Source organism: Thermaurantiacus tibetensis (genome assembly GCF_015354055.1).
GTDB lineage: Bacteria > Pseudomonadota > Alphaproteobacteria > Sphingomonadales > Sphingomonadaceae > Thermaurantiacus > Thermaurantiacus tibetensis.
This window is the reverse complement of record NZ_JACHTM010000001.1, coordinates 421,147-446,702: the sequence shown is the minus strand read 5'-3', so window position 1 is coordinate 446,702 and position 25,556 is coordinate 421,147. Positions and strand designations below refer to the sequence as shown.

Sequence of the window (25,556 nt, the reverse complement as noted above, 5' to 3'; positions counted from 1 at the left end):
GGCGGCGCCTCAGCGCCACCAGGACGCGGGCGCTGGAAGCTTCGGCGCGCGCGCCTCGAGCGCGTATGCGGCATCGAGCACGAGGCCCTCGTCGAGCGGGCGGCCGATGAGCTGGAGGCCGAGCGGAAGACCTGCCGAGTCCGCGCCGGCCGGCACCGACATGGCGGGAAGCCCGGCGAGCGACGAGGGCACCGTGAACACGTCGTTGAGGTACATGGCGATCGGGTCGGCATTGCGCGCACCGAGCGGGAAGGCGCCGGTCGGGGCCGTGGGGGTGAGCAGAACGTCGCAGGCCGCGAAGGCCTCGGCGAAGTCGCGGGCGATCAGCGCCCGCACCTTCTGCGCCTTGCGGTAATAGGCGTCATAGTAGCCGGCCGAGAGCACGTAGGTGCCGATCATGATCCGGCGGCGGACCTCGGCGCCGAAGCCTGCCGCCCGGGTGGCCTCGTACATGTCGGCAAGGCCGCCGCCTTCCGGCACCACGCGCAGGCCATAGCGCACGCCGTCGTAGCGGGCGAGGTTGGACGACGCTTCGGCGGGCGCGAGGATGTAGTAGGTGGGAAGCGCCTGCGCCGTGTGCGGCAGGCTCACCTCGACAATCTCGGCGCCGGCATCCCGAAGCCAGGCCGCGCCCTGCTCCCACAGCGCCTCGAGCCCCGGGTCCATACCCTCCACCCGGTATTCGCGCGGGATGCCGACCCGCCGCCCGCGCAGGTCGCCCGAGAGCTGCTGCGCCCAGCGGGGCACCGGCGCGTCGATCGAGGTCGAGTCCCTGGGGTCGAAGCCGGCCATTGCTTCGAGGAGAAGGGCGCAGTCGCGCACGCTCCGCGCGAACACGCCGGCCTGGTCGAGCGAGGAGGCAAAGGCGATGATGCCCCAGCGCGAGCAGCGCCCATATGTGGGCTTGATGCCTGCCACGCCGCAGAAGGCGGCGGGCTGGCGGATCGAGCCGCCCGTGTCGGTGCCGGTGGCGGCCGCGACCACCCGGGCGGCAACCGCCGCCGCCGAGCCGCCCGACGAGCCGCCCGGCACCAGCGGCGCTTCCGAGCCCTGCGCCCGCACCGGCGAGACGACGGGGCCGAAGGCCGAGGTCTCGTTGGATGAGCCCATGGCGAACTCGTCGAGGTTGAGCTTGCCGAGCGAGACCGCGCCGGCAGCCTGGAGCTTCGCCGTCACCGTGCTCTCGTAGGGCGGGGTGAAGTCGCCGAGGATCCGGCTTGCGGCCGTGGTGCGCACGCCCTTCGTCGCGAACAGGTCCTTGATGCCAATGGGGATGCCCGAAAGCGGCCCGGCCGTGCCGGCGGCGAGGGCGGCATCTGCCGCGCGCGCCGCGTCCATCGCCCGGTCGAAGGTCTCGGTGATGAAGAGGTTGAGCGGCCGCGCCGCCTCGGCAGCCGCGACATGGGCCGAGACGAGCTCGGCCGCGCTGAAGGCGCGCGCGGCAAGGCCTTCGCGCATCTCCGCGACCGAAAGCGCGGTCAGGTCGCTCATTCGATGACCTTGGGCACGGCGAAGAAGCCGTGGGCCGCAGCCGGGGCATTGGCGAGAAGATCGGCCTGGCAGTCGCCCTCGGTCACCACGTCCTCCCGCCAGGCCCGGGTGATCGGGATCACCGTCTCGAGCGGGGCCACCCCTTCGGTGTCCACGGCCTGGAGCTGGTCGATCCAGCCGAGGATCCGGTTGAGTTCGGCTGCGAGCGGGGCGACCTCTGCGGGCGCGAGCCGGAGCCGGGCAAGCCGCGCCACCCGCGCGACCATCTCGTGATCGACTGCCATCTTGAGGCGCCTAGCAGCGGCCTTGGCGAGCGGCAACGGCGCCCCGCGCAGGGCCGGAGGCTTCAGACCGACGGGTCGAGCGGGCGGCTCAGCAGGGCGCGGACCATGGGCCCGAGCTTCGCCGTGCGGCCATGGACGCCCTGCCACAGCGTCTGGCCGAGGCCGTAGAGCCACTGGAAGGGCCAGAGCGCCGGGTAGTGGGTGGCGTAGAAGCGCAGCCGCGAGCGCAGCATCCAGTACTCTGCGCGGGGCGAGCGCAGCGCGCGGACCGGCGCCGAGCCGATGGTGCCGCCGTGGCGGTGGTAGACAGTGGCGCCGCGGGCGTAGCCCAGCCGGAAGCGGTCCTTCCCCCGGGTCGCCCAGTCGATCTCCTCGTAATAGAGGAAATAGGCTTCCGACATCTCGCCGACGGCCTCCCAGAAGTCGCGCGTGATGGCGAGCGAGGCACCGGTGACGAAGCCGGTCTCGTCGACGACGCGCTTCGAATTGAACGGTGCCCGCGCAGGCTCGCCGTTGCCGATGAGCCGGCCGTTGCCGGTGAGAAGCGAAAACCGGGCGCCGTTGCGGGCCTGGATGATCCCGGGCCGGTCGTAGTAGCGGACGGTGGTTCCCGCCATGCCGATCTTCGGGTCGCCTGCGAAGGTGCCGAGCAGCGCTTCGACGGCGCCGGGCGCCACGATGGCGTCGTTGTTCACGTACCAGATGCGGTCGATCCGCGGGTCCGAAAGGAGGTAGCGGGTGCCGAGGTTGTTGCCGCCGGCAAAGCCGAGGTTTTCAGGGGACTCGAGGAGGGTGAGGCGGGGTGCGGCGGCCCCGGGGCGGATTCGTGTTGCCGGGCCTGCGCGGACGAGCGCGACGGGCTTGCGCACGGGCGGGGTGGTCAGGCGGGCGAGCGGCCCCGCGGGCGCCGCATAGGGCGCCTCGCCTGACGCCCAGGCGCGAAGTGCCTCGAGCGAGCCGTCCTCCGAGCCATTGTCGACGACGACGATCCGCACCTCCGGAGGCAGGCGCAGAAGGGATTCGAGGCACTCGATGGTGTAGACGGGCTGGCGGAAGTTGACGACCACGATCCCGAGCCGGGCGGGATCGGTGGCACGCCGCGGGGCGAGAAGCGGCGAGGGCTGCACCCTGGGCGGCAGCGGCGCGCGGGGGGGCAGCACGATCCGGTCCATTGGCCGGGCCTATGGCCGCCGGCCCCCCGGGGCGCAACCGGCCTCCGGCCCCGTTCCGGAGCGGGTTCTCTCAGAGCATGCCGGTCTCGGCCGGAAGGCCAAGGAGGACCCTTCCGGCAAGCTCGTAGGTCGCGCCCTGCACCATGACATGCTGGGTCATCGCGTGGGCATCGCGGAAGCGGCGCTGGAGCGGGCTCTCGAGGTAGAGCGCGCTGCCGCCGCCGAGGTCGTAGGCCGTGCGGGTGACATCGGCTGCGGTGCGCGTCATGTGGGTGGCGGCGAGACGCAGCCGGGCGCGCGTTGCAAGCCGGATGCCGCCGCCGAGCGCCTCGTCCCAGGCGAGCGCGACCGCTGCGAGCACGCCCGCGCGCGCCGCCATCCACTGCGCCTCGGCACGGGCGAGATCGGCCTGGACGGTCGCCCGTTCGGCCGCCGCGCGGCTGCTCCCCATCGGCCGGCGCTGGGCGACCACCCCCGCGGCGGCATCGAGCGCAGCACGGGCATTGCCGCTGGCGACCGCCGCGATTCCGAGCGCGAGAAGCCCGAAGGCCGGGAAGCGGTAGAGCGGCCCCGGCTCGGTCGGCCGGTCCTCGAGGAGGGAGACGCTACGATCTGCGGGCACCTCCACATCCTGCGCGACCATGTCGCCCGAGCCCGTGCCCTTGAGGCCGGCGGCATGCCAGGTGTCGGGCAGCTCGACGGCCGCGCGCGGCATCAGCATCATGCGGTGGCGCGGACGGCCCTCGGCGTCGCAGACGGGCTTGCCGCCCTCCACGAGCACCGCCCCACCCACCAGCCAGTGGCAATTGGCCGAGCCCGAGGCCCAGGACCAGCGCCCCGACACCCGGTAGTGGCCGTTGGCACGGACCGCCCGGCCCATGGGCGCGAACACGCCCCCGGTGATCACGTCCCGTGGCCCCAGCACCGCCTCGGCATGCGCGCGCGGCAGGTAGGCGGCCACGAGCGCCGTCGTCGCCCCGATCATCAGGCACCAGCCGGCCGAAGCGTCGCCTTCGGCCACGGCCTCGAGCACGGCGAACATCTCGTCCGGCGGCAGCTCGTGGCCGGCAAGACTCTTCGGGATGGCAAGGCGGTAGAGGCCCGCCTCGGCCAGCTTGGCGGCAATGTCGGCCGGCAGCCGGCGCGCCGCCTCGATCTCGTCGGCGCGGGCGGCAAGCGCCGGCGCGAGCTCGCGGGCAACCGAGACCAGCCGGCTCACAGCCCGAGCAGCCCGGCGAGGTTGTTCCGCTGCATGTCCGACGAGCCGCCGACGATCGGCATGCCGAGGAGATCGCGCACGTTCCGTTCCATCTCGCTTCCCTCCGCCAGCGCATAGGCGCCCATCACCTGCTGGCAGGCCAGCGCCACCTCGACGCAGGTGTCGGCCACGAAGAGCTTGGCCATCGAGGTCTCGACCGCGCACGGGCAGCCGGCCTGCGCGAGATGGGCAGCGTGGTAGAGCATGTGGCGGCAGGCCTGAAGCCGGGTGCGGGCGGTCACCAGCCGGTGGCGGATGGCCTGGTGCTGGGCGATCGGCCGGCCGAACTGCACGCGCGACTTGGCATAGGCCCAGGCCTCGTCGAGCGCGGCCCGGGCGATGCCGAAGGCCACCGCCGAGATCTCGAGCTTCTCGACGTCGAGCGCGCGGCCGGCAAGCTGCTCCCAGCCGCGGTTCCACATCGCCTCGCCGCCGACGATCGCCGAGACCGGCAGGCGGACCGAATCGAACCACACGTCCTGGCTTTCGGTGTAGCGGAGGTTGACGTGGCCAATGGGGCGCATGGTGACGCCCGGCGTGCCGCGCGGGATGAGGAGGAAGCTCAGGTTCCGGTGGCGCGCCTCCGGCGGCCCCGAGCGGACAAGGCAGTAGATGGCATCCGCCCAGTCGGCCCCGGTGCACCAGCGCTTGGCGCCGTTGACCACGATGGTGTCGCCGTCGCGCTCGGCGCGCGTCGTCACGCTCGCGAGATCGCCGCCGACGTCGGGCTCGGAGAGGCCATAGGCGAGGAAGGCCTCGCCGCGGGCAAGCCGCGGCAGCCATTCGGCCTTCTGCTCCGGGCTGCCGTTCTCGGCGAGGTTCATGCCGCCGTAGAAGGCGGTGTGGATGTAGGGCCCGGCAAGGAAGGGGCCGGCCCGCGCCAGCTCCTCGACGACCGCGATCGCCGCCACCAGATCCTGCCCCGCCCCGCCCCATTCCTCGGGCACCGTGAGCGCGGCAAGCCCCAGGGCATTGAAGCGGGCGTAGACGTCGCGCGGCCAGGTCCGCGCGCGGTCCCAGCGGGCGCGGGCCTCGGGCGGGGCGTGCTCGGCCACGAACCGCGCGACCTGGGCGCGGATGGCGGCGACATGCGCCGGCTCGTCGAACCAGCCGGCGGCAGCGGGGGCGGGAGCCGGGGCGGGAGGCGGCGGCGCGTTCATTCGCCGGTGAACCTCGGCGCGCGCTTCTCGCGCAGCGCAGCGACCGCCTCGGCGCGGTCGGCCGTCATGTTCGAAAGGAGCTCATGGGCGAGGCTCGAGTCCATCATCTGCGCAGCCAGGGCCTTCAGCGGCTGGTTCACCACCGTCTTGGTCCAGCGGACCGCCCAGCGCGGGTTGGCGAGGATCTTCCCCGCAACCTCGGCGACCTTCTCGTCCAGCGCCTCGGCCGGCACCGCGTGGTTGACGAGGCCGATGCGCGCGGCCTCGGCAGCCGTCAGCATCTCGCCGGTCAGAAGCAGCTCCTTCGCCCGGGCGAAGCCGACGAGCTGCGGCCAGATGACCGCGCCACCGTCCCCGGCGACAAGGCCCACCTTCACGTGCGGATCGCCGATGACCGCGCGCTCGTCGGCCACGATCACGTCGCACAGCAGCGCGACGGTCGCGCCAAGGCCCGCCGCTGCGCCATTGAGGCGGCAGACGATGGGCTTCTCGAGGTCGAGGAGCGAAGTCACGATCCGCCGCGCCTCGTGGGCGATCGCCCGGAACCGGCGCGGGTCGGCGATCTGCTCCTCGAACCAGGCGAAGTCCCCGCCGGCGCAGAAGGCCCGGCCCTCGCCGGTGAGGATCACGAGGTCCGACTCGGGGTCGTGCTGGAGGTCGGTGAAGAGGGTGGCAAGCTCGGCGTGGAGCCGGCCGTCGACCGCGTTCACCGGGCCGGGCGCGGCGATCGCGGCCGTCACGATCCGCCCCTCCCGGCGGAAGCGGAAGCGTTCGTACCCCTCGAGCCCCATCGTTTCCCCTTCCCTTCCCGCGCGTCCCTGCCGCATCGGCGCGCGCACGAAAAGCCTTGAAGCGCAGGGCGACGCGGGCGAGAGGGCGTGGCATGTCGCTTGCCGCCCTTGCCGCCGACTTCGCGCCCGCCCGGCTGCCGCCGGAGACCGAGGCCTTCCGCCGGGAGGTGCGGGGCTTTCTCAACGAGGCGCTGGCAGGCCGCGCCCCCCGCGACCGGGCGAAGACCTGGACGGGCTGGGACGCGGACTTCAGCCGGGCGCTTGCCGCACGCGGCTGGGTCGGCCTCACGCTACCCGAGCGCTACGGCGGTGGGGGCAAGGACCAGTTCCACCGCTTCGTCCTCGTCGAGGAGCTGCTCGCGAACGGCGCGCCCTGCGCCGCCCACTGGATCGGCGACCGCCAGTCGGCCCCGCTGCTCCTGAAGTTCGGCAGCGAGGAGCAGCGCCGGCGCTGGATCCCGGCCATCTGCCGCGCCGAGACCTTCTTCTGCATCGGCATGTCGGAGCCCGGCTCCGGTTCCGACCTCGCCTCGGTGCGGACGCGGGCAGTCCGCGACGGGAACGGCTGGCGCCTCAACGGCGGCAAGGTGTGGACCACCTGGGGCCACCGGGCAGACATGATGATTGCGCTTGTCCGCACCTCGGGGACGCCCGAGGACCGGCACAACGGCCTTTCCCAGTTCCTCGTCGACCTCAGGGCGCCCGGTGTCACCACCCGGCCCATCCGCCTCTCCTACGGCGAGAGCGAATTCTCCGAGACGCGGTTCGACGACGTGTTCCTGCCCGCCGACTCGCTCGTGGGCGAGGAGGGCCAGGGCTGGGCGCAGGTGAACGCCGAGCTTGCCTTCGAGCGCTCCGGTCCCGAGCGCATCTACTCGGCGCTCGTCCTCCTCGACCTCTGGACGCGGCACCTCGAGGCCGAGTCCGGCGCGCGGGCCGAGGTGCTGCTCGGGCGGCATCTTTCGAACCTCGCGACCCTTCGCGCCATGTCGGTCGCGCTGACGGCCCGACTCGAGGCGGGTCTTTCGCCGGTGGTCGCAGCCGCGCTCCTGAAGGATCTCGGCACCGCGACCGAGCAGGCCATTCCCGCCGACATCGCCGACATGGTGGAGCCCGGCGCGCCCGACCCGGAGCTCATGGCCACGCTCGCCTTCCTTCACCAGCTCTCGGCCGTCTTCTCCATCCGCGGCGGCACGCGCGAGATCCTGCGCGGAATGATCGCCCGCGGCCTCGGCCTGCGCTGATGCTGGAGGAGGCCTTCGCCCGTCTGCTCGAGGCGCACGGCCCGCCCGCGGTGGTGCGAGGGGCCGAGGCAGGCGAGGCACCCGCCGCGCTCGCCGCCGAGCTCCGCGCCTCGGGCTTCCTCGACCTCCTCGTTCCCGAGGCATCGGGCGGCGCCGGGCTGCCCTTGCCCGAGCTCCTGCCCCTTGCCGTCGAGGCCGGGCGGCGCGCCTGCCCCCTGCCCTTTGCCGAGACGGCACTCGCCCGCGGCGTTCTCGCGCGCGCCGGGGCCTCCCCGCCGGAGGACGCCTGGATCCTGCTTGCGCCGCCCTCCCCCCTCCACCCCATGGCGCGCCACGCCACCCACGCGCTCGTGCCCGATGGCGAGGCGACCGCCTTCGTCGCGGCACGGGCCACCGGCGACGACCCCTGGGCAACCGGCGCGGCCACCGGGCTCGCGGCAGGGCCGGCGCTTGTGCGAATCGACGGCTTCGATCTTGCCGCTGCCGCGGCCGCCCTCACGGCGGCCCGGATCGCCGGGCTGATCCGTGCGGCTGCCGACCTGACGCTCGTGCACGTGGCCACGCGCCAGCAGTTTGGCCGGCCGCTCGCCGCCTTCCAGGCCATCCAGCAGGCGATGGCGCAGCTCGCAGAGGAAGCGATCGCCGCGCACACGGCAGCCGGCCTTGCGTTCGCTGGCGAGCGCATCCCCCGCTTCGCGGCGGCCGTCGCCAAGGCCCGCGCTTCCGAGGCCGCCCGCACGGTCCAGGCCATCGTCCACCAGGCCCATGGCGCGATCGGGATGACCGCCGAATATGACCTTGGCCTCTTCACCCGGCGGCTGCAGGAAGCGCGCGTTGCCTACGGCAGCGAGAGCCACTGGCACCGGGAGATCGGGGCGGCGCGCCTTGCCGACCGCAGCGGCACGGCGGCCGATTTCCTCCGCCGAACGCTGGAGATGGCATGACCGAGCCCGCCGCCCCGCAACCCGCCCCCGAGCCTGCCGCTGCCCCGGAACCCGCGGAGGCTCTCGCCCTCTTCGAAACGCTCCCCGTGCTGGGCAAGGGGCCCTACTGGCAGGATCTTGCCCCCGGCCTCGTCGGCCGGACGCTCCGGCGCACCATCACCGAGGCCGACCTCGTCGGCTTCATCGGCGTCACCGGCATGACGGAGGCGATCTTCATCGACGCTGCCTACCCCGGCGCGGCCATTCCCGGCCGGCTCGTGCCGGCAGCACTCACCCAGTGCCTCATCGAGGGCATGCTGTTCCAGACGCTCATCCAGGGCGTGGGGCTCGCCCTTCTCGAGATCCACACGCGCGCGCACGCGCCCGTCCGCGTGGGCGACAGCATCTGGGCCACCGTCGCCATCGCCGACATCCGCCCGACCTCGAAGCTGAACCGCGCCATCGTCACCCAGGAGGTGACGGTGTTCAACCAGGAGGGCACGCGCGTCCTCTCCTACACGGTGAAGCGCCTCGCCGCCGGCCGCCCTTAAGGCCTTCCCCTCGCCCGCCCGGCCCGGCATGGAGGGGGCGGGAGGAGAGGCACGGGAGGAGCGGCATGAGACGACTCGACGGGCGGGTGGCACTCGTGACGGGTGCAGCGAGCGGGATCGGCCGGGCAACAGCCGAGGTTCTGGCCGCCGAGGGCGCATGGGTGGTGGCGACCGACATCGACGTGGCCGGCGGGGAGGAGACGCACGGGCGGATCGTCGCGGCCGGCGGCCATGCCCGCTTCCTCGCCCATGACGTGACCGACGAGGACCGCTGGGCGGACGTGGTGGCCGAGACCATGGCCGCGCACGGGCGGCTCGACATCCTCGTCAACAACGCCGGAATCGGCATCGGCGTGGCCCTGACCGAGATGACGCTCGCCGACTGGAACCGGCAGCTGGCGGTCAACCTCACCGGCACCTTCCTGGGCTGCAAGCATGGCGTGCCGGCGATGCGCGCCGGCGGCCGGGGCGGTTCCATCATCAATGTCTCGAGCGTGGCCGGCCTCGAGGGGGCGGCCGGCCTTGCCGGCTACTGCGCGACCAAGGGCGGGGTGCGGCTCTTGACCAAGGCTCTGGCCAAGGAATGCGCGATGGCGAAGGACGGCATCCGGGTGAACAGCGTCCACCCCGGGATCATCGACACGCCGATCTGGGCGAAGATCGACCAGGGCGGGCTCGATGCGGTGGCCGAGACCTTCGCGGCACGGCCGGGAGCGAACGCGCTCGCGCCCGACCTCATCGCCGCCGCAGGCGCGCCACTCGGCTTCGCCGGTCAGCCCGAGGACATCGCGCGCGGCATCGCCTTCCTCGCCAGCGACGAGAGCCGCTACATGACGGGGGCCGAACTTGTCATCGACGGCGGCTGGACTGCCTGACGAAGGCCCGAATCAGCGGCGGAGGCAGGAGTCGAGCCCGTCCGTCTCGACAACCCGCATCCGCTTTTCGATCGCCCGGGCGTAGCGCGCGGTGAAGTGGCCAGGCCGCGCGGCATTGCGGGCGATGGGCGAGGGAAGGATGGCGGCAAGACGCGCCGCCTCGCTTCTGGTCAGGCGCGCGGCCGACTTGCCGAAGTAGCGCTGCGCAGCCGCTTCGGCGCCATAGACTCCCCGGTCCCATTCGGCGAGGTTGAGGTAGACCTCCATCACCCGCGCCTTGGGCCAGAGCAGCTCGAGCCAGATGGTGAACCAGGCCTCGAGGCCCTTCCGGAGCCAGGTGCGGCCCGGCCAGAGGAAGGCGTTCTTGGCCACCTGCTGCGAGATGGTGGAGGCGCCCCTGAGCCGCCTTCCCTCGCGGTTCGACTCGATGGCCGCCTCGATCGCCTCGACGTCGAAGCCGCGGTGCGCGCAGAATCGGCTGTCCTCCGCGGCGATGACCGCGCGGGCAAGTGCAGGGGACATGGCAGCGAGCGGCACCGGCTGGCGCATGACCGGGATGCCCTGCAGCCGGTCGCGAAGCGTGAGAGAGGTCGCGGGCGGATCGACGAAGCGGTAAGCGGCCACCCAGGCGACGGAAAGGAGGGCCAGGGCAAGCGCCAGCCGCACAAGCGCAAGGGCAAGGCGCCGAAGGCCGCCGGCCATTCACGGGAGCCCGGCGAGCGCCGCGCGAAACGCGTCGGCCAGAATGGCCGCCCACGCTGCCATGCCGGGCGCGCTGCCGAGCAGGTCCTGCCTCACCTCGAAGCCGATGTAGGCAATGCCGTTCGCCTCGGCGTGGCGGTCCATCGTGTAGTTGAGGACCCTGCCCGAATAGGGCTCGTTGGCGCCGATGGGGCCGGGCACCCGCGAATCGGCCCGAAGCGCGGCAAGGGCGAGTTCCGCCCCGCGCGCGTCGCGGTTCCACAGCACGGCAACCGGCCAGGGGCGTGGCGACGGGTCGGTCGCGAGCGCGGGCGTGAAACTGTGGACCGAGACGAGGAGCCGCGGCTGCCGCGCGGCCACCTCGCGGGCGAGCGCCTCGTGAAAGGCGGCGTGAAGGGCGAGCCGGAAGCGACGTTCGGCGGCCGCAAGGGCCTGGTTGCCGGGAATGGCATGGCCGTCGCTGGAAGCCGGGATGGCGAGATCGGGTGGACGGTTGCAGTCGACGACGAGGCGCGACCAGGCGCCGAGGCAGGCCGGCGCGTCGAGCAGGCGCGCAAGCGCCTCGGTCAGCGCGCCCGCACCGATGTCCCAGGCGACATGGTCGAGGAGGAGGCTCGGCGGAACGCCGAGGTCCACGCCTGGCGGCACGGCATTCGCGGCATGGTCGCAGACGAGGAGGAGATCGCGCCGCGCGCCCTGGACGAGCCGGTGGGCCTCCATCAGCGGAACCGCGCGGGCCGCTTCCCGAGAAAGGCGGCGACGCCTTCGGCGAAGTCCGGCCCGTCGCGCGCCGAGTCGAAGAGCGCTTCCGATTCGGCGTCGTCGTCGCGCACGCCGGCGAGGATGCGCGCCACCGTCGCCTTGGCCCAGCGCTGGCTGTCGCCGGAGACGGCGCAGATGTCGGCGGCAAGCGCCCGGGCCGCGGCCTCGACGTCCTCCGCAAGCTCGGTCACGAGCCCGATCGCCGCCGCTTCGGCAGCGGGGAGCAGGCGCGCGGTGTAGAGCATGCGCTTCGCCTGCGCCGGCCCCACGAGATCGACGAGGAGCCGCGTGTCGTGGAGCGGGTAGACGAGGCCGAGCCGCGCCGGCGTGATACCGAAGCGGCTGCGCGGGCTGGCAAGACGCAGGTCGCAGGCCAGCGCAAGCCCGCAGCCGCCGCCCACGCAGTCGCCGTCGATCACGGCAACGGTGGGCAGAGGCGCGCCAACGAGGGCCTGCTGGGCAGCGCGGATGGCACGCCGGTTGGCAGCCCACCAGGCCCGGTCGGTGGCGCGGCCGGCGAACTCGGCAATGTCGGCCCCGGCACAGAAGATGCCGGGCGTGGACGAGGCCAGGAGCAGGACCCGGACGCCCGGACGCGCGCAGGCCTCGGCCACGAGCGGCGGCAGGGCCTCCCACATGGCCTGGTCCATGGCGTTCTTCTTGTCGGGGCGGGCGAGGAGGAGGGTCGCCACCTGACCGGCGACCTCGAGACGCAGGCGAGGATCCATGGGGACAGCCCTTGGCACCCTGCCGGGGAAAAGGAAACGGGCCGGCAGCGCAGAGCTGCCGGCCCGCCGGGTCAGGAACAGGCGTCGAGGGGAGGGGAGGAGCGCCTGTCCGGAGGGAGGGTTACTGGACCGCGGCCGTCTTGGTGACGCCGGCCATGGCCGTCTGCAGGTCGGTGCCGAGCGCCGCGGCGGCAGCGCGGAACTTGCGGGCCGCCTCGGGGCGGTTGCGGGCCTCGCAGAGCGCTTCGCCGAGCTGGATGTCGCGCAGCGCCTTGCGCTGGACGCTGGCGTCCGCGGTTGCGGCGATGGCGCGCAGCGCCTCGGGGGCCGAGGCGCAGATCTCGCTCGGGGTGGGGTTGGCGAAGGCGGGGGCGGCCGCGACGGCGGCGAGAGCGGTGAGGACGGTCAGACGCATTGCCAGTCTCCTGCGGTTTTCGGCTCGGGGGGCCGGTGTTCCTTCGAGCGGACCCAGGGACCGAGTCGCACTCAAAACAACTGAGTAGCGCTCTAAAGGCCGGGCGGCGGAGGCGTCAAGCGAAAAGTTGAGCGGCACGCAAATTGTTGCGGAAAAATCTTGTGCAACGCAGCACCCAGCGGCTTCCGCTCTGAATAGACCCAAGGCGAGTCAATGGGTTGGGAGATGGCCTCCCATTTTTGCCATGCACAATCGAAGGCCCCAGCCATGCGCTGCATGCAGGGCCCGGCGCGCGCCGCAAGACGATCGGCGAACCTCGAGAGCCGGCGGCGATGGCCTCGATCAGGCCTCGCCCACCGTCTCGATCATCGCCGCGCGAAGCGCCTCTTCGGGCGACTTCCCGCCCCAGATCGCGAACTGGAGCGCCGGGTAGTGCCGCTCGCATTCGTCAATCGCGGCGTCGACCAGCACCCGGGCCTGGTCGAGCGACAGCGACTCGTCCGAGTCGAGCAGCACGGCATGGCGAAACAGGATGGAGCCGTCGGCCGACCACCATTCGAAGTGGCCGAGCCAGAGCTGCTCGTTGATGAGGCCGAGCGTCTCGAAGAGGGCGCTCTTCACCTCGGCGGCAGCGACGTCGCGCGGCAGCGTGATGCCCGTCTGGGCGATGAACTGCAGCACGCGGTCGTCCTCGCGCCAGAGGGCGCGAAGCTCGTAGTCCGACCAGCTGCCCTTGACGGCGGCGACGATCTCCTCGTCGCCGTCCCGCTCGAAGGACCAGTTGTGGCTCTGGAAATACTGTTCGAGCATGTCGATCGGCGGCGCGGCGGCGCCAGGCTCCTCGGTGAGATGGTGCATCAATCTCTAGTACCCCCTCTCGCGCCGGACCTCGACATGTTGCGCCGGAGTCCGGCCGGATGCAATCCGGTCGTGGGGCGGCCCTGGCAGAAAGCTGTGGACATCCGGGGCGGGGACCCCTTCCCTTCCGTCAGCCTGCCGGCGACCGGCCGTCAGCGTCGTTCTGCGCGCGCAGCGCCGCGATTTCGGCCTTCAGACGCTCGACCTCTGCCCGCGTCGCGGCCGCAAGCTCCTTCACCGCCTCGAACTCCTCGCGGCTGACCGCATCCGGGCCGTCCACGAAGGCCCGCAACCGTTCGCGCATCCGCGCCTCGGCCTCGCGACCGGCTCCCGCCATGGTTCCGGCTAGCGACGAGAGCAGCCGCGCGAAATCCTCGAACAGCTGGTTTTCCTTCTGCATCGCGCCTTCATAGCGGGTGCGCGCGGCGAAGGAAATCGCGGTCGCTTGCCGTTCACCCTTCCCGCCTCGCGGGCAGCCCCCGGCGCGTGTCCTGCCCGGCCGCGCTACTCCGCCGGCTGGCGCTGCGACGCGAGCTCGGCCTCGAGCTCCCGCTCGACGGCGGAGGTCGCCTTCGTGCGCCGTGCGAGGAGCGCGTAGAAGGCGGGGATGACGAACAGGGTGAGCAGCGTGGCGAGGCTGACCCCCCAGACGATCACGATCCCGATCGCCTGACGGGAGCCGGCGCCTGCGCCCTCGGCGAGCATGAGCGGCGTGGCGCCTGCCACGGTTGCAATCGAGGTCATGAGCACCGGGCGCAGCCGGCGCTCGGCGGCATCGAGGATGGCCTCGCGGACGGATTCGCCAGCGTCGCGCAGCTGGTTTGCGAACTCGACGATGAGGATGCCGTTCTTGGCGGCAAGGCCCACCAGCATCACCACGCCTACCTGGGAGTAGAGGTTGAGAGTGCCGCCCATGAGCCAGAGGCCGAGAAGGCCTCCACCGACGGCCAGCGGAACCGTCAGGATGATGACCGCAGGGTGGATCCAGCTCTCGAACTGCGCCGCGAGCACGAGGAACACGAGGATCACGGTGAAGCCGAGGATGAGGGCGAGGCTCGACCCCGTCTGCCGCAGCGCGAGGCTCTCCCCCTTGTAGCCGATGGCGGCGATCTCCGGATGCTTCTTCGCCTCGGCCTCGAGAAAGTCGAGCGCCTCGCCGAGCGTTGCGCCCGGCGCGAGGTTGCCCTGAAGCGTGATGGCGCGGAGCTTGTTGAAGCGGCCGAGCTCGCCCGCGCGCGCCTCCTCGCGCAGCGTGACGAGGCTCGAGAGCGGAACCAGCCGGCCCGAGGTGGTCGAGCGGACGTAGATGTTGCCGAGGTTGCCCGGCGTTGCGCGGTCGCGGTCCTCGGCCTGGAGGATGACGTTATACTCCTCGCCGCGGTCGATGAAGGTGGTCACCCGGCGCGAGCCCATCATGGTCTCGAGCGTGGTGCCGATGTCGGCGACCGACACGCCGAGGTCGCCGGCGCGCGTCGTGTCGATGTCGACGATGAGCTGCGGCTTGGTTTCCCGATAGTCCGAGTCGAGGTCGACGATTGCCGGGTTGGCGGCGGCCGCCTCGAAGATGGCATCGCGCGCCCGGGCGAGTTCCTCGAAGCTCGAGCCCGCAATCACGAACTGGATCGGCCGCCCGCGTCCGCGGGACAGGCTGGTGCCGGTCGTCACATTGCCCCGGACACGGGGGTCTGCGGAGATGATCCGCTGCACCTCGTTGACGACGTCGCGGGTGGTGAAGGTCCGCTCCTCCCAGGGGTGGAGAAAGCCGGTCATGCCGCCGGAAGAGAATTCCTCACTCTGCCCCCAGCTGCCGGGCGCGCGGACGATGAGACGCCGGAGCTTCCCCTCCTCGACGAGCGGCAGGATCCTGTCCTGGAGATCGAGCATGTAGCGCGCCATGGTCTCGAACCCGGTGCCTTCGGGCGCCGTCACGTTCACGAGGAAGCTGCCGATGTCTTCCTCGGGCGCGAGCTCAGAGTTGAGCCGCGAGGCAAGGGCGAGGCAGACGCCGACGAAGGCCAGGGCGGCAAGGCCGACGAGGACGGGCCGGCCGACCACGGCCTCGAGCGCCCGCCGGTAGGCCGCGGCCAGTCGGGCGAACTGGCGGTCGAACCAGCGGTTGAAGGCGTTGTGCTCCCCGCCGGCGGCCTCGCTGCGCAGCAGCTTCGAGCAGAGCATGGGGGTGAGCGAAAGCGCCACGAAGCCGGAGAAGGCGACCGCGCCGATCATCGCGCCCGCAAGCTCGCGGAACAGCGCGCCGATGTTGCCCGAGATGAAGTAGAGCGGGACGAACACCGCGCACACGACGATGGTGGTCGCGACCACCGCGAAGCCCACCTGGCGGGCACCGAGATAGGCAGCGGCAAGCGGCGGCTCGCCCTGCTCGATCCGGTGGAAGATGTTCTCGAGCACGACGATCGCGTCATCGACGACGAGACCGATCGCCAGCACGAAGGCAAGAAGGGTGAGGAGGTTGAGCGAGTAGCCGAGCGCGTAGAGAACGGCGAAGGTGGCAATCAGGCAGATGGGGACGGTGATTGCCGGAATGAGGGTCGCCCGGGCGCTGCCGAGGAACAGGAAGATGACGAGGACGACGAGGAGAGCCGCTTCGCCAAGCGTCACCCAGACGTTGCGGATGGCCCGGTCGATGAAGAGCGAGCTGTCGAAGCCCACGGCCATTTCCATGCCGGGCGGCAGCATGGGCCGGAGGCTCTCCATCTCGGCCTTGACCGCCTCGGCGACCGCGAGCGTGTTCGCCCCCGACTGGCGGACGATGCCAAGGCCGATCGCCACGTCCCCGTTCGAGCGGAAGAGCGTGTAGCGGTTCTCGGGCTCAAGGCTCACGCGGGCGACGTCCCCGAGGCGCACGAGGTAGCCGTCGTCGCCGCGGGAGACGACAAGGCGCCGGAAGGCATCGGGCGTTGTGAACTGGCGGGCGACGCGGACGGTGAGGTTCGCCTGCTCGCCCTCGACCCGGCCGGCCGGAAGCTCGACGTTCTGCGCGCGGAGCGCCCGCTCGATATCCTGCGCAGTGAGCCCGTAGGCGGCGAGCTGCTGGCGCGAGAGCCAGATCCGCATCGCCGGCCGGGCATCGCCGCCGATGTTCACCCGCGAGACGCCGTCGATCGACGCGAAGCGGTCGACCAAGACCCGGTCGGCATAGTCGGCCAGCTGCATCATGCTCCACTGCGGGTGGATGAGGTTCAGCCACATGATGGGCTGGGCATCGACGTCGACCTTGGACACTTCCGGCGGGTCGGCGTCGGGGGGCAGGTTGTCGAGGATGCCCGAGACGCGGTCGCGGACGTCGTTGGCGGCGGCGTCGAGGTTGCGACCGGTCGAGAATTCGACGGTGATGTCGGACCGGCCGTCGCGCGACCGCGACGTGATCGACTCGACGCCCTCGATCCCCGAGAGCCGGTCCTCGATGATCTGGGTGATCCGGTTCTCGACCACCTCGGCGTTCGCCCCGCGGTAGATGGTCTCGACCGAGATGATCGGCGGCTCGACCGCCGGAAGATCGCGCACCGGCAGGCGGAAGAAGGCGATGGCACCCGCAAGCACCAGGACGAGGCTCAGCACGGCGGCGAAGACCGGCCGCTTCACCGAGACGTCGGAGAGGATCACGCGGCCCGCTCCTCGGGTTCGGCCGGCCCGCCCGGCGGCTGGCGCTCGATGGCGCGCACGACCATGCCGTCACGCACCTTGACGGTGCCCTCGACGACGATGCGCTGGCCAGGCGCAAGACCCTCGCGGATCTCGACCTGGCCCTCGCGCCTGACGCCCGTGCGCACCTCGGTGCGGCTGACCCGGTCGCCCTCGCCCACCAGGAAGACGAAGCTCCGGTCGCCCTGGCCGACGAGGGCAAGCTCCGGCACCACAGGTGCAGTGCGCGGCGCGGCTTCCACCTCGACCGTCATCAGCATGCCCGGCCTCAGGCGAAGGTCGCGGTTGGGGATGAGCGCGCGCACGGTTGCCGCCCGCGTCACCGGGTCGACGAGAGGGTCGATCGAGCTGACAGTCCCTCGGAACGTCTCGCCGGGCCACGCCGCGGCCTTCGCGACCACGGGGTCGCCGACGCGGATGGCCGGCAGGAACGTCTCCGGTACCGGAAAGTCGAGCTTGATCCGCGAATGATCGACGATGGTGGCAATCGTCGTCCCGGCGTTCACGACCGTGCCGGGCGAGACGCGCCGCAGCGACAGCCAGCCGGAGAAGGGCGCGCGAATGACGCGATCGCCGATCTGCGAGCCCGCGGCCGCCACCTGCCCGCGCGCAACGTCGACGGCGGCCTGCGCGGCGTCGATCTGCGCGCGAGTTGCGAACCCCTGCTTCTGGAGCGCCTGCAGCCGCTGGAGCTGGGCTTCCGCCTCCCGGAGCCGGGCCTGGAACTGGGCGAGCTGCGCGCCCTGCTCCGAGCGCACGAGCTCGGCGATGACCGCGCCCTTCGGCACATAGGCCCCGTCGGCGAAGTTCACCCGCGCGATCCGTTCGGTAACGGTTGAGGTAAGGTCGGCCTGCTCGTTGGCAAAGGCGGTGCCCACCGCCTCGATGCGGTCGACGATCTGGCGGGTCTCGACCCTGCCGACCACCACGGCCGGCGCCTGCGGCCCGCCCCCCGGGCCGCCGCCGCGGCCCCCGGCGGGGCCGCCCTGCCGCTCCGCGCCGCGCTCCCCGCCCGGCCCCCGCGCGGGCGCATCGCCGTTGCCAAGGAGCGAGCAGGCACTGAGCCCCAGCGACAGGCCGAGCGCCACGGCCATGCGGAACGTCAGGCTTCGAGGCCGGCGGCTGGTCAAGAACAGGTCTCCGTGGTCGTCTCTACGCCGGCGAGGCACCAGATCACCCGTGGACCCGACATTCCCCGCCTTCGGCACTTCGCACCCCGCCTCATGGGGCGCGCGCGGGACGTGCGCAACCCCCGGGTTTCCGCCCCGGCGTTGCGCCCGGTCGTCGCACCCGAAACGCCGCCCGAAAACCCCGCCCGGTCTTGCAGACCGGCGGCCGCATCCGGTATTTTCAGCGTCCGCGATGGCCAATGATCCGGGGTTCGAGGACGAGGGCGGAGGCACCGGGACCGGGGTCGTCACCCGCACGCGCCCGAAGACGCGCAAGCCCTCGCTCTACAAGGTCCTCATGCTGAACGACGACTACACGCCCATGGAGTTCGTCGTTCACGTGCTGCAGCGGTTCTTCCGCATGAGCCTCGAGGAGGCGACTCGGGTGATGCTCCACGTCCACCAGAAGGGCGTGGGCGTGTGCGGCATCTTCACCTACGAGGTGGCCGAGACCAAGGTCACCCAGGTGATGGACTTCGCCAAGCAGCACCAGCACCCTCTCCAGTGCACGCTCGAGAAGGCCTGAGCGGGCGAAGGGGCGGGCGGGCCGGGGGCCAGCAGGCGGACAGCCAGACGGCGGGGACGGCGGGGACGGCGGGGACGGCGGGGGACGGCGGCGGACGGCGGGCCGGCCTCCCGCGGGGGCAGCAGGAGGCGGGCGCGCCGGGCGCTTCGGGCGGAAGTGCCGGATGCCCTCCCAAAGCCGGGGGGCTGGGAAAGCCTTGACGGCCAGCCGAGGCCGCTTCCAGAGGCGGCGCCCGAAGGGGAGACGCGGGTGTCAGCCAAGCCATTCTCGAAGATCCTGATCGCCAACCGAGGCGAGATCGCCTGCCGGATCATCCGGACCGCCCGGCGCATGGGAATCCGGACGGTCGCGGTCTACTCCGACGCCGACGCTGCGGCGCTCCACGTCGAGATGGCCGACGAGGCCGTCCACCTCGGCCCGCCCCCCGCAGCGCAGTCCTACCTGCTTGGCGAGAAGATCATCGAGGCCTGCCGGCAGACCGGCGCCGAGGCCGTCCACCCCGGCTACGGCTTCCTCTCCGAGCGGGAATGGTTCGCAACCGCGCTCGCGGATGCCGGCATCGCCTTCATCGGCCCGCCGGCCAGCGCGATCGCTGCCATGGGCGACAAGATCGAATCGAAGCGGCTGGCCAAGGCCGCGGGCGTCAGCGTGGTGCCCGGGTTCGTCGGCGAGATCGCCGACACCGACCACGCCGTCGCCATCGCCCGGGAGATCGGCTTCCCGGTCATGATGAAGGCCTCGGCCGGAGGCGGCGGCAAGGGCATGCGGCTTGCCTATTCCGAAACCGACGTGCGCGAGACCTTCGACGCTGTCCGCCGCGAAGCGAAGGCAAGCTTCGGCGATGACCGCGTCTTCATCGAGAAGTTCGTCGAGCAGCCGCGCCACATCGAGATCCAGGTGCTCGGCGACCGCCACGGCACCATCCTGCACCTGAACGAGCGCGACTGCTCGATCCAGCGCCGCCACCAGAAGGTGGTGGAGGAAAGCCCCTCCCCCTTCGTCACGCCGGAGATGCGCCGGGCCATGGGCGCACAGGCGGTCGAGCTTGCCAGGGCCGTCGGCTACCACTCGGCCGGCACGGTCGAATTCATCGCCGGCGCCGACCGCAGCTTCTACTTCCTCGAGATGAACACCCGGCTCCAGGTGGAGCACCCGGTGACCGAGCTGGTGACCGGCCTTGACCTCGTCGAGTGGATGATCCGCATCGCTGCCGGCGAGAAGCTGCCGTTCGCGCAGGAAGACATCCGCCTCGACGGCCACGCGATCGAGACCCGTCTCTATGCCGAGGATCCCTACCGCGGCTTCCTGCCCTCCACCGGAAGGCTTACCCGCTACGTCGAGCCGCCGCCGGCCGAAGGCGTCCGGATCGATTCGGGCGTGGTGGAGGGCAGCGAGATCTCGATGTTCTACGACCCGATGATCGCCAAGCTCATCACCCACGGGACCACGCGCGACGAGGCGGCCGACCGCCAGGTCGCCGCGCTCGACCGCTTCCTCGTGCGCGGCATCAGCCACAACGCGGACTTCCTCTCCGCGCTCATGCAGCACCCGCGCTTCCGCGCCGGCACGGCCGTCACCACCGCCTTCATCGCCGAGGAGTATCCGCAAGGGTTTGCCGGTGCCCCGGCCAGCGCCGAGACGACGCGGCGGATGCTCGCGCTCGCCGCCGTGGAGGCCGATGCGCGGGCACGGCGCGCTGCGGGCGTCGACCACCGGCTGAACGGCTTGCCCACCGACGGCCCGCGCGACTGGGTGGCCGAGCTCGACGGCGAGCAGCATCGCCTTGCCATCTCTCCCACCCCCGAGGGGATTGCCGTGCTCCTCGACGGCACGGCGCTGTCGCTGACGGCCGTGCAGCTTCCGCGCGGTGCGTCCGGCGTGATGGTGGCCGAAGTGGATGGCGTGCCGGTGGCCGCCCAGATCGACCGCCTGCCCGGCGCCACGCGCGTCACCCACGCCGGCCGCCAGGCCCGCTTCCGGCTTCTCACCCCGCGCGCGGCCGAACTTGCGCGCTTCATGCTCCCCAAGGCCCCGCCCGACCTCTCGCGCTTCCTGCTCTGCCCGATGCCGGGCCTTGTCGTCTCGATCGCGGTGGCCGAGGGCGACCGGGTCGAGCCCGGCCAGCCGCTTGCAGTGGTCGAGGCGATGAAGATGGAGAACATCCTGCGCGCGGAGAAGGCGGCGGTGGTGGCGAAGCTGCACGCACGGCCGGGCGAGAGCCTGGCCGTCGACCAGGTCATCCTCGAGTTCGCCGAGGATGACTGACGGCGGGCATCTGCGCGAGATTTACCTTAATTTGCGATCCACCTGTCGGAATTTCTTACAGCCGAGCGTAGAACAGGCCGGTCCCATCACGGGATCTCCGCCTGTTCCGGGCAGGCACTGCCGGTTGGCATGGCGCTTGCAGGGACATCGGTAGCAGGGACCGAACCCAACAGGAGCTGAACCATGACCGTTCGCACGCTTGCCACCACCGTCCTCGGCGCTGCAGCCGCAACGCTCCTCGCCACGGCCGCCTCGGCTGCCGTCACCGGCGGGGCCATCACCGGGGGCACCGCCAGTCCGGGCACCTTCGTGATCCTCACGCCCCCGTTCGCGGTCGGCAACAACAACCAGCAGGTGAACAACCGGCTCTTCGCCTGGAACGAGAAGCAGAACGTGCTTCTCACCGCGCCGCTCGTCACCGATCTCGGGGGCACCATCCTCGCCGGCACGCGCGTGGCAAGCCACGGCGTCGTCTTTGACCCGGTTGCGACCCGCACGGTCAAGGGCTTCGTCACCTTCGACCGGCCGATCCTCGGCGTCATCTGGCAGACGAGCCGTCTCGTCGCGACCGACGGCCTGCTCGGCCTGCCGACCATCACCTACAACAGCCCGTCCGCCCGCGGCCTCGAGGCGCGCGACATCCCCGGCACGAGCTTCGCGGGCAACACGCTCCTCATCAACGACTGGCAGGCCTCGAGCCCCGGCGACAACATCCGGGTGATCACGGCGGCCGTGCCCGAGCCCGCCACCTGGGCGATGCTGATCACCGGCTTCGGCATGGTCGGCTTCGCGCTGCGGCGGCGCCAGCGCGCGCTCTCCGCCGCCTGATCGCTGCCTGATCGCCGCCTGAGGGAGCGTCTCAGGCGGTGCGGCAGCCCCAGCGCGCCGGCGCCTGGAACAGGCAGTCGGCGCGCTGGCCGCCGCGGTTGAGACGCAGGAGGGTTTCGCGGGGCGAGGCCTCGACGAGCCGGGCCACGTCCCCCACGCTTGCCACCCGCTCGCCGTTGACGGCCTCGACCACGTCTCCCGGCCGCGGGAAGCCGGTCACCCGCGCCGGGGCGTCGGGTGGCACCTCGACCACCACCACCCCGCGCTCGGGCAGGCCCGCCCCCAGCTCCTGCGCAAGGGCCGGCGACAGGTTGGCAATCACGATGCCGGCGAGGATCGAGCCCGAGGGAAGGCGCGTGAGCTGCCGAGGCGGCACCTCGGGCGGTGGGGCGAGCCTGAGCGGCACGCTGATCGTCTTCCGGTCCCGCACCACCGAAAGCGAGACCGTCTGGTCGATGCCGAGCGTCGCGATGCGGTAGCGGAGCGCTGCCGGGTCGCTCACTTCCTTGCCGTCGATGGCGACCACGATGTCCCCAGGCCGGAGCCCGGCGCGGGCCGCCGGCGAGCCGGGCGAGACGGACGTGACGAGCACGCCGAGCGGCCGGTCGAGCCCGGCGGCCGCGGCCGTGCGGGCGGTGAGTGGTTCGCCCTCGGCGCCGAGCCAGGCGGTGACCACCCGCCCTGTCTCGGCGGCGCGCAGGAACACGCGCACCATGTTGGCGGGAATGGCGAAGCCGAGCCCGATCGAGCCCCCCTCCCGCCCCGCCGTCAGGATCGCCGTGTTGACACCGATGAGCTCGCCGTCGAGGTTGACGAGCGCGCCGCCGCTGTTGCCCTGGTTGATGGCGGCATCGGTCTGGATGAAGAACTGGGTGTCGGAAATGCCGAGCCCCGAGCGCGCGACCGCCGAGACGATGCCCTGCGTCACCGTCTGCCCCACGCCGAAGGGGTTGCCGATGGCGAGCACCAGATCCCCCACCTCGACCCGGTCGCTGTCACCGAGGCGCAGCGACGGCAGGGGATCGGCGCCCGGCTCGACCTTGAGGAGGGCAAGGTCCAGCCGCGGGTCCGCGAAGACGAGGCGTGCCGGATACTCGCGCCGGTCGGCGAGCGCGACGACGATCTGGTCGGCGCCCGAGACCACGTGGTTGTTGGTGATGATGAAGCCCTTGGGGTCGATGATGACGCCCGACCCGAGCGAGTTCTCGACCCGCGGCTGGCTCTCGTAGAGGGCGAAGAAGGGGCCCATCCGCGCCCGTTCACGCACCACCTTCGCCGTATAGATGTTGACGACCGCCGGCTGTGCCGCCCGGGCCACCGGCGCGAACGAGATCCGCATCTCGGCGGCCGAGCGAGGGGGCCGGGTCTCGCGGGGAGGGGCTGCGGCGGGCTCGGCGACGACGTCAGGCGAGAGCGCAGGCGCCTCGGGCTCGGGCCGCACGGCAAGCGCAAGCGCCACCCCCCCCGCGAGCGCGGCCGCTGCAATGGCTGCCGTGCGCAGCGCCGTCATGACGGCTGCCGCCAGCGTCTGCCACTCCGGCCAGTTCCGCCCATGCCGTTCCGCTCCCATGCCCCGGTCGCCGCTAGCAGCCGCAACTGACGGGCAGGTGAATGCCTTACCCGCCTCCGCCCCCGCTTTACAACGGCGAGGCAGGCGCGCAGCATGGAGCACCAGCGGAAGGGGAGTCCGCGGGATGACAGGGCGGTTGGATTCGCCGAGGCCGCGGGCGGTCCGGGGTGCGGGGCCTGGCGCAGCGGGCAGGGCGACGTCGGGTGGACCGGCGGCGGGCGGTGCGACGGCAGCCGGGGCAGGCGAAGGGGCGGCGCCCAGCACCTCAGCCGGCGTGCGCCAGGCATGACGCGGCCGATCCGGCGGCTCGAGACCGGCCTGCTGCTGCGCGCCTACGCGGCCGGTCTCTTCCCCATGGCCGACACCCGCGATTCGCCGGATGTCTTCTGGGTCGAGCCGCGGCGACGCGGCATCATCCCCATCGACCGGTTCCACGTGTCGCGCTCGCTGGCGCGGACCCTGAAGCGCGAGACCTTCCGCCACAGCGCCGATGTCGCCTTCGAGCGCGTCATCATGGCCTGCGCCGAACCCGCCAAGGGCCGCGAGCAGAGCTGGATCAACCACTCGATCGAGGATGCCTACATCCGCCTCCACCACGAGGGGCACGCCCATTCGGTCGAAACCTGGGACGCGGAGGGCAACCTCGTCGGCGGGCTCTACGGCGTGCGCATGGGAGCCGCCTTCTTCGGCGAGAGCATGTTCAGCCGCCGGACCGACGCCAGCAAGGCGGCACTCTCGCACCTCATCGCCCGGCTCCGCGCCGGCGGCTTCCGCCTGCTCGACACCCAGTTCTGGACCCCGCACCTCGCCCGATTCGGCGCGATCGAGGTGAAGCGGGCGCGCTACCTCGGGCTTCTCGCCGAAGCGCTCGCCGCCGACGCGGACTGGGCCGCCTTCGGCCCGGTCGGCACGGCCGCCGAAGGCCCGACCGGCGCGCGGATCGTACAGGCTCTGAGCCAGACATCGTAGACCGGGTCGGCAAGCGGGTTGAGGGAGGGCGATTCCGCGAACATCCAGCCGGCGAACAGTGGCCGAACCCGAGGCGCCTGCCGGCCGGCGCGCGCCGGCTCTTCGAGGGCGAGCTCGAGATATGCGGCCTGCTCCCGCCGGAGATGGGGCGGGGTCACGTCGCAGGATCTCAGCGTGCCGACGAGCCGGCCGACGCGGAAGCCCCCGCCGGGCGCGACCGTCATGTCGGTCACCTCGCCGCTGCGCTTGTCGAGGATGGCGATGGTGGCGGTGCGGTCCGCCTGCGCTGGCACCGCCTTCACCGACGCCGTGGGGGCCGGGGCGGCTGGGGCAGGCCTGGCGGGCCGCGAGGGTCCTCCGGGCGCCGCCTGCTGGGCCGCGACGGGCGCGCCGACGAGAAGCGCGGCGGCAAGGCCAGCCCCGGCGCCGCGGACCGCCCGGCTCATCGCTCCGCCTCGGCCGCCGCTTCCCCGCCGCGAGCGCCTCCTCCGGCCCCGCCCCCGCCGCCTCCGCCCGTGCGGTTGATGACCGCGCCAACAAGGCCCATGAGGTCGGTTGCCCCTTGCGTATCGACGATCTCGTCGCCCGGCGCCAGCTTCTCCTCCTCGCCGCCGGGCATGAGGGCGATGAAGCTGCCGCCAAGCAGGCCCTCGCTCGTGATCGCGGCCGAGCTGTCAACGGGAAGCGAGACCCGCCGGTCGATCGCCATCCGCACCACCGCCTGCCAGGTCTTCGGGTCGAGCTCCTGGGCGACCACCCGCCCCACCTTCATCCCCGACACGCGCACGTCGGTGCCGACGCTCACCCCCGTCACGTTGGGAAAGCGCGCGACAAGCTCGTAGCTGTCGGCCACCGCCGAACCGCTGCGGTTCCAGGCGAACACGAGGAACCAGCCCGCCACGAGCAGCACGACGAGGCCGGCCAGCGCCTCGGCCAGATGCTCGCGGATGACGCCCAGCTCAGCCCTCCGGAGTCCAGGCGCGGTAGTCGGCCTTGGCCGGCGCCCGGCGGCCGCCGGCCTCCAGCGCTCCGGCCGGCCGCTCGGCAAACGGCGTGCCGGTCGGGTTGGGCCGCCACGCCCGTTCCCATGGGCGCACCGTGAGCGGCGCCGTCGTCGGCGGGTCGCGGCGCGTCCGGTGGAGCCAGAGGTGCCATTCGGGCGGCACCTGGCTCGAATCATTCTCGCCCGCGTAGATCACCCAGCGCCGGCTTCCGTCGGCGGTCTCGTAATAGACGTTGCCGAACCCGTCGCGGCCGACTTCCCGGCCCTTGCTGCGCGTGAACATGGCCGTGCCGAGGGTCGGCCCGCGCCACCAGGTGAAGAGCATCGAAAGCAGGCCCATGCCCGCCCC

Annotated in this window: 25 protein-coding genes and 1 pseudogene; 8 read left to right on the top strand and 18 right to left on the bottom strand. The window is 72.1% G+C overall.

Annotated elements, in window-relative coordinates; genetic code table 11:
• Positions 1-9 precede the first annotated feature (9 nt).
• From gatA to H3H34_RS02245, 6 genes are all read right to left on the bottom strand, one after another.
• Positions 10-1,491, bottom strand: a complete 1,482-nt coding sequence (gatA, locus tag H3H34_RS02270; protein ID WP_194743625.1) for an Asp-tRNA(Asn)/Glu-tRNA(Gln) amidotransferase subunit GatA — start codon at positions 1,489-1,491, stop codon at positions 10-12.
• Positions 1,488-1,775: an Asp-tRNA(Asn)/Glu-tRNA(Gln) amidotransferase subunit GatC gene (gene gatC / locus H3H34_RS02265; RefSeq protein ID WP_194743624.1), complete on the bottom strand. Its 288-nt coding sequence runs from the start codon at positions 1,773-1,775 to the stop codon at positions 1,488-1,490. The genes gatA and gatC overlap by 4 nt, the downstream gene beginning before the upstream one ends.
• Positions 1,776-1,837: 62 nt before the next feature.
• Entirely contained in the window at positions 1,838-2,947 is a 1,110-nt protein-coding gene (locus H3H34_RS02260; RefSeq protein WP_194743623.1) for a glycosyltransferase family 2 protein, read from the bottom strand.
• 70 nt (positions 2,948-3,017) lie between these two features.
• Positions 3,018-4,166: an acyl-CoA dehydrogenase family protein gene (locus H3H34_RS02255; protein WP_194743622.1), complete on the bottom strand. Its 1,149-nt coding sequence runs from the start codon at positions 4,164-4,166 to the stop codon at positions 3,018-3,020.
• The gene (locus H3H34_RS02250) at positions 4,163-5,365 is read right to left on the bottom strand and encodes an acyl-CoA dehydrogenase family protein (protein ID WP_194743621.1); all 1,203 of its coding nucleotides are present in this window, start codon (positions 5,363-5,365) and stop codon (positions 4,163-4,165) included. Before H3H34_RS02250 ends, H3H34_RS02255 begins: the two co-directional genes overlap by 4 nt.
• Positions 5,362-6,156 carry an enoyl-CoA hydratase/isomerase family protein gene (locus tag H3H34_RS02245; RefSeq protein ID WP_194743620.1) on the bottom strand — a complete coding sequence of 265 codons (795 nt, stop codon included), beginning with the start codon at positions 6,154-6,156 and terminating at the stop codon, positions 5,362-5,364. The genes H3H34_RS02250 and H3H34_RS02245 overlap by 4 nt, the downstream gene beginning before the upstream one ends.
• A gap of 92 nt (positions 6,157-6,248) precedes the next feature.
• Between H3H34_RS02245 and H3H34_RS02240 the strand changes: the two genes are divergently transcribed.
• The 4 genes from H3H34_RS02240 (at position 6,249) to H3H34_RS02225 (ending at position 9,749) form a co-directional block, all read left to right on the top strand.
• Complete coding sequence (locus tag H3H34_RS02240; RefSeq protein WP_194743619.1) at positions 6,249-7,400, top strand: acyl-CoA dehydrogenase family protein; 1,152 nt, start codon at positions 6,249-6,251, stop codon at positions 7,398-7,400.
• Positions 7,400-8,344 (top strand): acyl-CoA dehydrogenase family protein, encoded by a 945-nt coding sequence (locus tag H3H34_RS02235; RefSeq protein WP_194743618.1) that lies wholly within the window; start codon positions 7,400-7,402, stop codon positions 8,342-8,344. The genes H3H34_RS02240 and H3H34_RS02235 overlap by 1 nt, the downstream gene beginning before the upstream one ends.
• Positions 8,341-8,874, top strand: coding sequence for a MaoC family dehydratase (locus H3H34_RS02230; RefSeq protein ID WP_194743617.1), 534 nt, complete (start codon positions 8,341-8,343; stop codon positions 8,872-8,874). The genes H3H34_RS02235 and H3H34_RS02230 overlap by 4 nt, the downstream gene beginning before the upstream one ends.
• A 65-nt stretch (positions 8,875-8,939) precedes the next feature.
• Entirely contained in the window at positions 8,940-9,749 is an 810-nt protein-coding gene (locus tag H3H34_RS02225; protein WP_194743616.1) for an SDR family NAD(P)-dependent oxidoreductase, read from the top strand.
• Positions 9,750-9,761: 12 nt separating this feature from the next.
• Here the strand turns inward: H3H34_RS02225 and mtgA are convergent, their stop codons facing one another.
• The 8 genes from mtgA to H3H34_RS02185 all read right to left on the bottom strand — a co-directional run bounded on the left by mtgA (position 9,762) and on the right by H3H34_RS02185 (position 17,971).
• On the bottom strand, positions 9,762-10,451 hold the full coding sequence (gene mtgA, locus H3H34_RS02220; RefSeq protein WP_194743615.1) for a monofunctional biosynthetic peptidoglycan transglycosylase: 690 nt from the start codon (positions 10,449-10,451) through the stop codon (positions 9,762-9,764).
• Entirely contained in the window at positions 10,452-11,171 is a 720-nt protein-coding gene (locus tag H3H34_RS02215) for an N-formylglutamate amidohydrolase (RefSeq protein WP_194743614.1), read from the bottom strand.
• Positions 11,171-11,941: an enoyl-CoA hydratase/isomerase family protein gene (locus H3H34_RS02210; RefSeq protein ID WP_194743613.1), complete on the bottom strand. Its 771-nt coding sequence runs from the start codon at positions 11,939-11,941 to the stop codon at positions 11,171-11,173. The genes H3H34_RS02215 and H3H34_RS02210 overlap by 1 nt, the downstream gene beginning before the upstream one ends.
• A 121-nt stretch (positions 11,942-12,062) precedes the next feature.
• Positions 12,063-12,356, bottom strand: a complete 294-nt coding sequence (locus tag H3H34_RS02205) for a hypothetical protein (RefSeq protein ID WP_194743612.1) — start codon at positions 12,354-12,356, stop codon at positions 12,063-12,065.
• Between the two features lie 342 nt (positions 12,357-12,698).
• Entirely contained in the window at positions 12,699-13,214 is a 516-nt protein-coding gene (locus H3H34_RS02200) for a type III secretion system chaperone family protein (protein ID WP_194743611.1), read from the bottom strand.
• 130 nt (positions 13,215-13,344) lie between these two features.
• A complete protein-coding gene (locus tag H3H34_RS02195; RefSeq protein WP_194743610.1) occupies positions 13,345-13,614 on the bottom strand; it encodes an accessory factor UbiK family protein in 270 nt (89 codons plus the stop codon).
• A 104-nt stretch (positions 13,615-13,718) separates the two neighbouring features.
• The gene (locus H3H34_RS02190) at positions 13,719-16,838 is read right to left on the bottom strand and encodes an efflux RND transporter permease subunit (RefSeq protein ID WP_194743609.1); all 3,120 of its coding nucleotides are present in this window, start codon (positions 16,836-16,838) and stop codon (positions 13,719-13,721) included.
• Positions 16,835-17,971 carry an efflux RND transporter periplasmic adaptor subunit gene (locus H3H34_RS02185; RefSeq protein WP_194743608.1) on the bottom strand — a complete coding sequence of 379 codons (1,137 nt, stop codon included), beginning with the start codon at positions 17,969-17,971 and terminating at the stop codon, positions 16,835-16,837. The genes H3H34_RS02190 and H3H34_RS02185 overlap by 4 nt, the downstream gene beginning before the upstream one ends.
• A gap of 268 nt (positions 17,972-18,239) precedes the next feature.
• On the opposite strand from H3H34_RS02185, the gene clpS reads away from it, so the two are divergent.
• From clpS to H3H34_RS13250, 3 genes are all read left to right on the top strand, one after another.
• Positions 18,240-18,572, top strand: a complete 333-nt coding sequence (clpS, locus tag H3H34_RS02180; protein WP_194743607.1) for an ATP-dependent Clp protease adapter ClpS — start codon at positions 18,240-18,242, stop codon at positions 18,570-18,572.
• 249 nt (positions 18,573-18,821) lie between these two features.
• Positions 18,822-20,837 carry an acetyl/propionyl/methylcrotonyl-CoA carboxylase subunit alpha gene (locus tag H3H34_RS02175; RefSeq protein ID WP_328830994.1) on the top strand — a complete coding sequence of 672 codons (2,016 nt, stop codon included), beginning with the start codon at positions 18,822-18,824 and terminating at the stop codon, positions 20,835-20,837.
• A 183-nt stretch (positions 20,838-21,020) separates the two neighbouring features.
• The gene (locus tag H3H34_RS13250) at positions 21,021-21,665 is read left to right on the top strand and encodes a PEPxxWA-CTERM sorting domain-containing protein (RefSeq protein WP_207790719.1); all 645 of its coding nucleotides are present in this window, start codon (positions 21,021-21,023) and stop codon (positions 21,663-21,665) included.
• Between the two features lie 31 nt (positions 21,666-21,696).
• Here H3H34_RS13250 and H3H34_RS02165 read toward each other — a convergent pair whose 3' ends face one another.
• Entirely contained in the window at positions 21,697-23,235 is a 1,539-nt protein-coding gene (locus H3H34_RS02165; RefSeq protein ID WP_235945242.1) for a Do family serine endopeptidase, read from the bottom strand.
• 297 nt (positions 23,236-23,532) lie between these two features.
• On the opposite strand from H3H34_RS02165, the gene aat reads away from it, so the two are divergent.
• Complete coding sequence (aat, locus tag H3H34_RS02160) at positions 23,533-24,204, top strand: leucyl/phenylalanyl-tRNA--protein transferase (RefSeq protein WP_194744067.1); 672 nt, start codon at positions 23,533-23,535, stop codon at positions 24,202-24,204.
• A 35-nt stretch (positions 24,205-24,239) separates the two neighbouring features.
• Here the strand turns inward: aat and H3H34_RS13465 are convergent.
• From H3H34_RS13465 to H3H34_RS02150, 3 genes and pseudogenes are all read right to left on the bottom strand, one after another.
• Positions 24,240-24,428 (bottom strand): annotated as a pseudogene (locus tag H3H34_RS13465) (DUF2155 domain-containing protein); the annotation flags it as partial.
• A 218-nt stretch (positions 24,429-24,646) separates the two neighbouring features.
• Complete coding sequence (gene mlaD, locus H3H34_RS02155) at positions 24,647-25,141, bottom strand: outer membrane lipid asymmetry maintenance protein MlaD (RefSeq protein WP_268978277.1); 495 nt, start codon at positions 25,139-25,141, stop codon at positions 24,647-24,649.
• 22 nt (positions 25,142-25,163) lie between these two features.
• On the bottom strand, positions 25,164-25,547 hold the full coding sequence (locus H3H34_RS02150) for an NADH:ubiquinone oxidoreductase subunit NDUFA12 (RefSeq protein ID WP_194743606.1): 384 nt from the start codon (positions 25,545-25,547) through the stop codon (positions 25,164-25,166).
• Positions 25,548-25,556 lie beyond the last annotated feature (9 nt).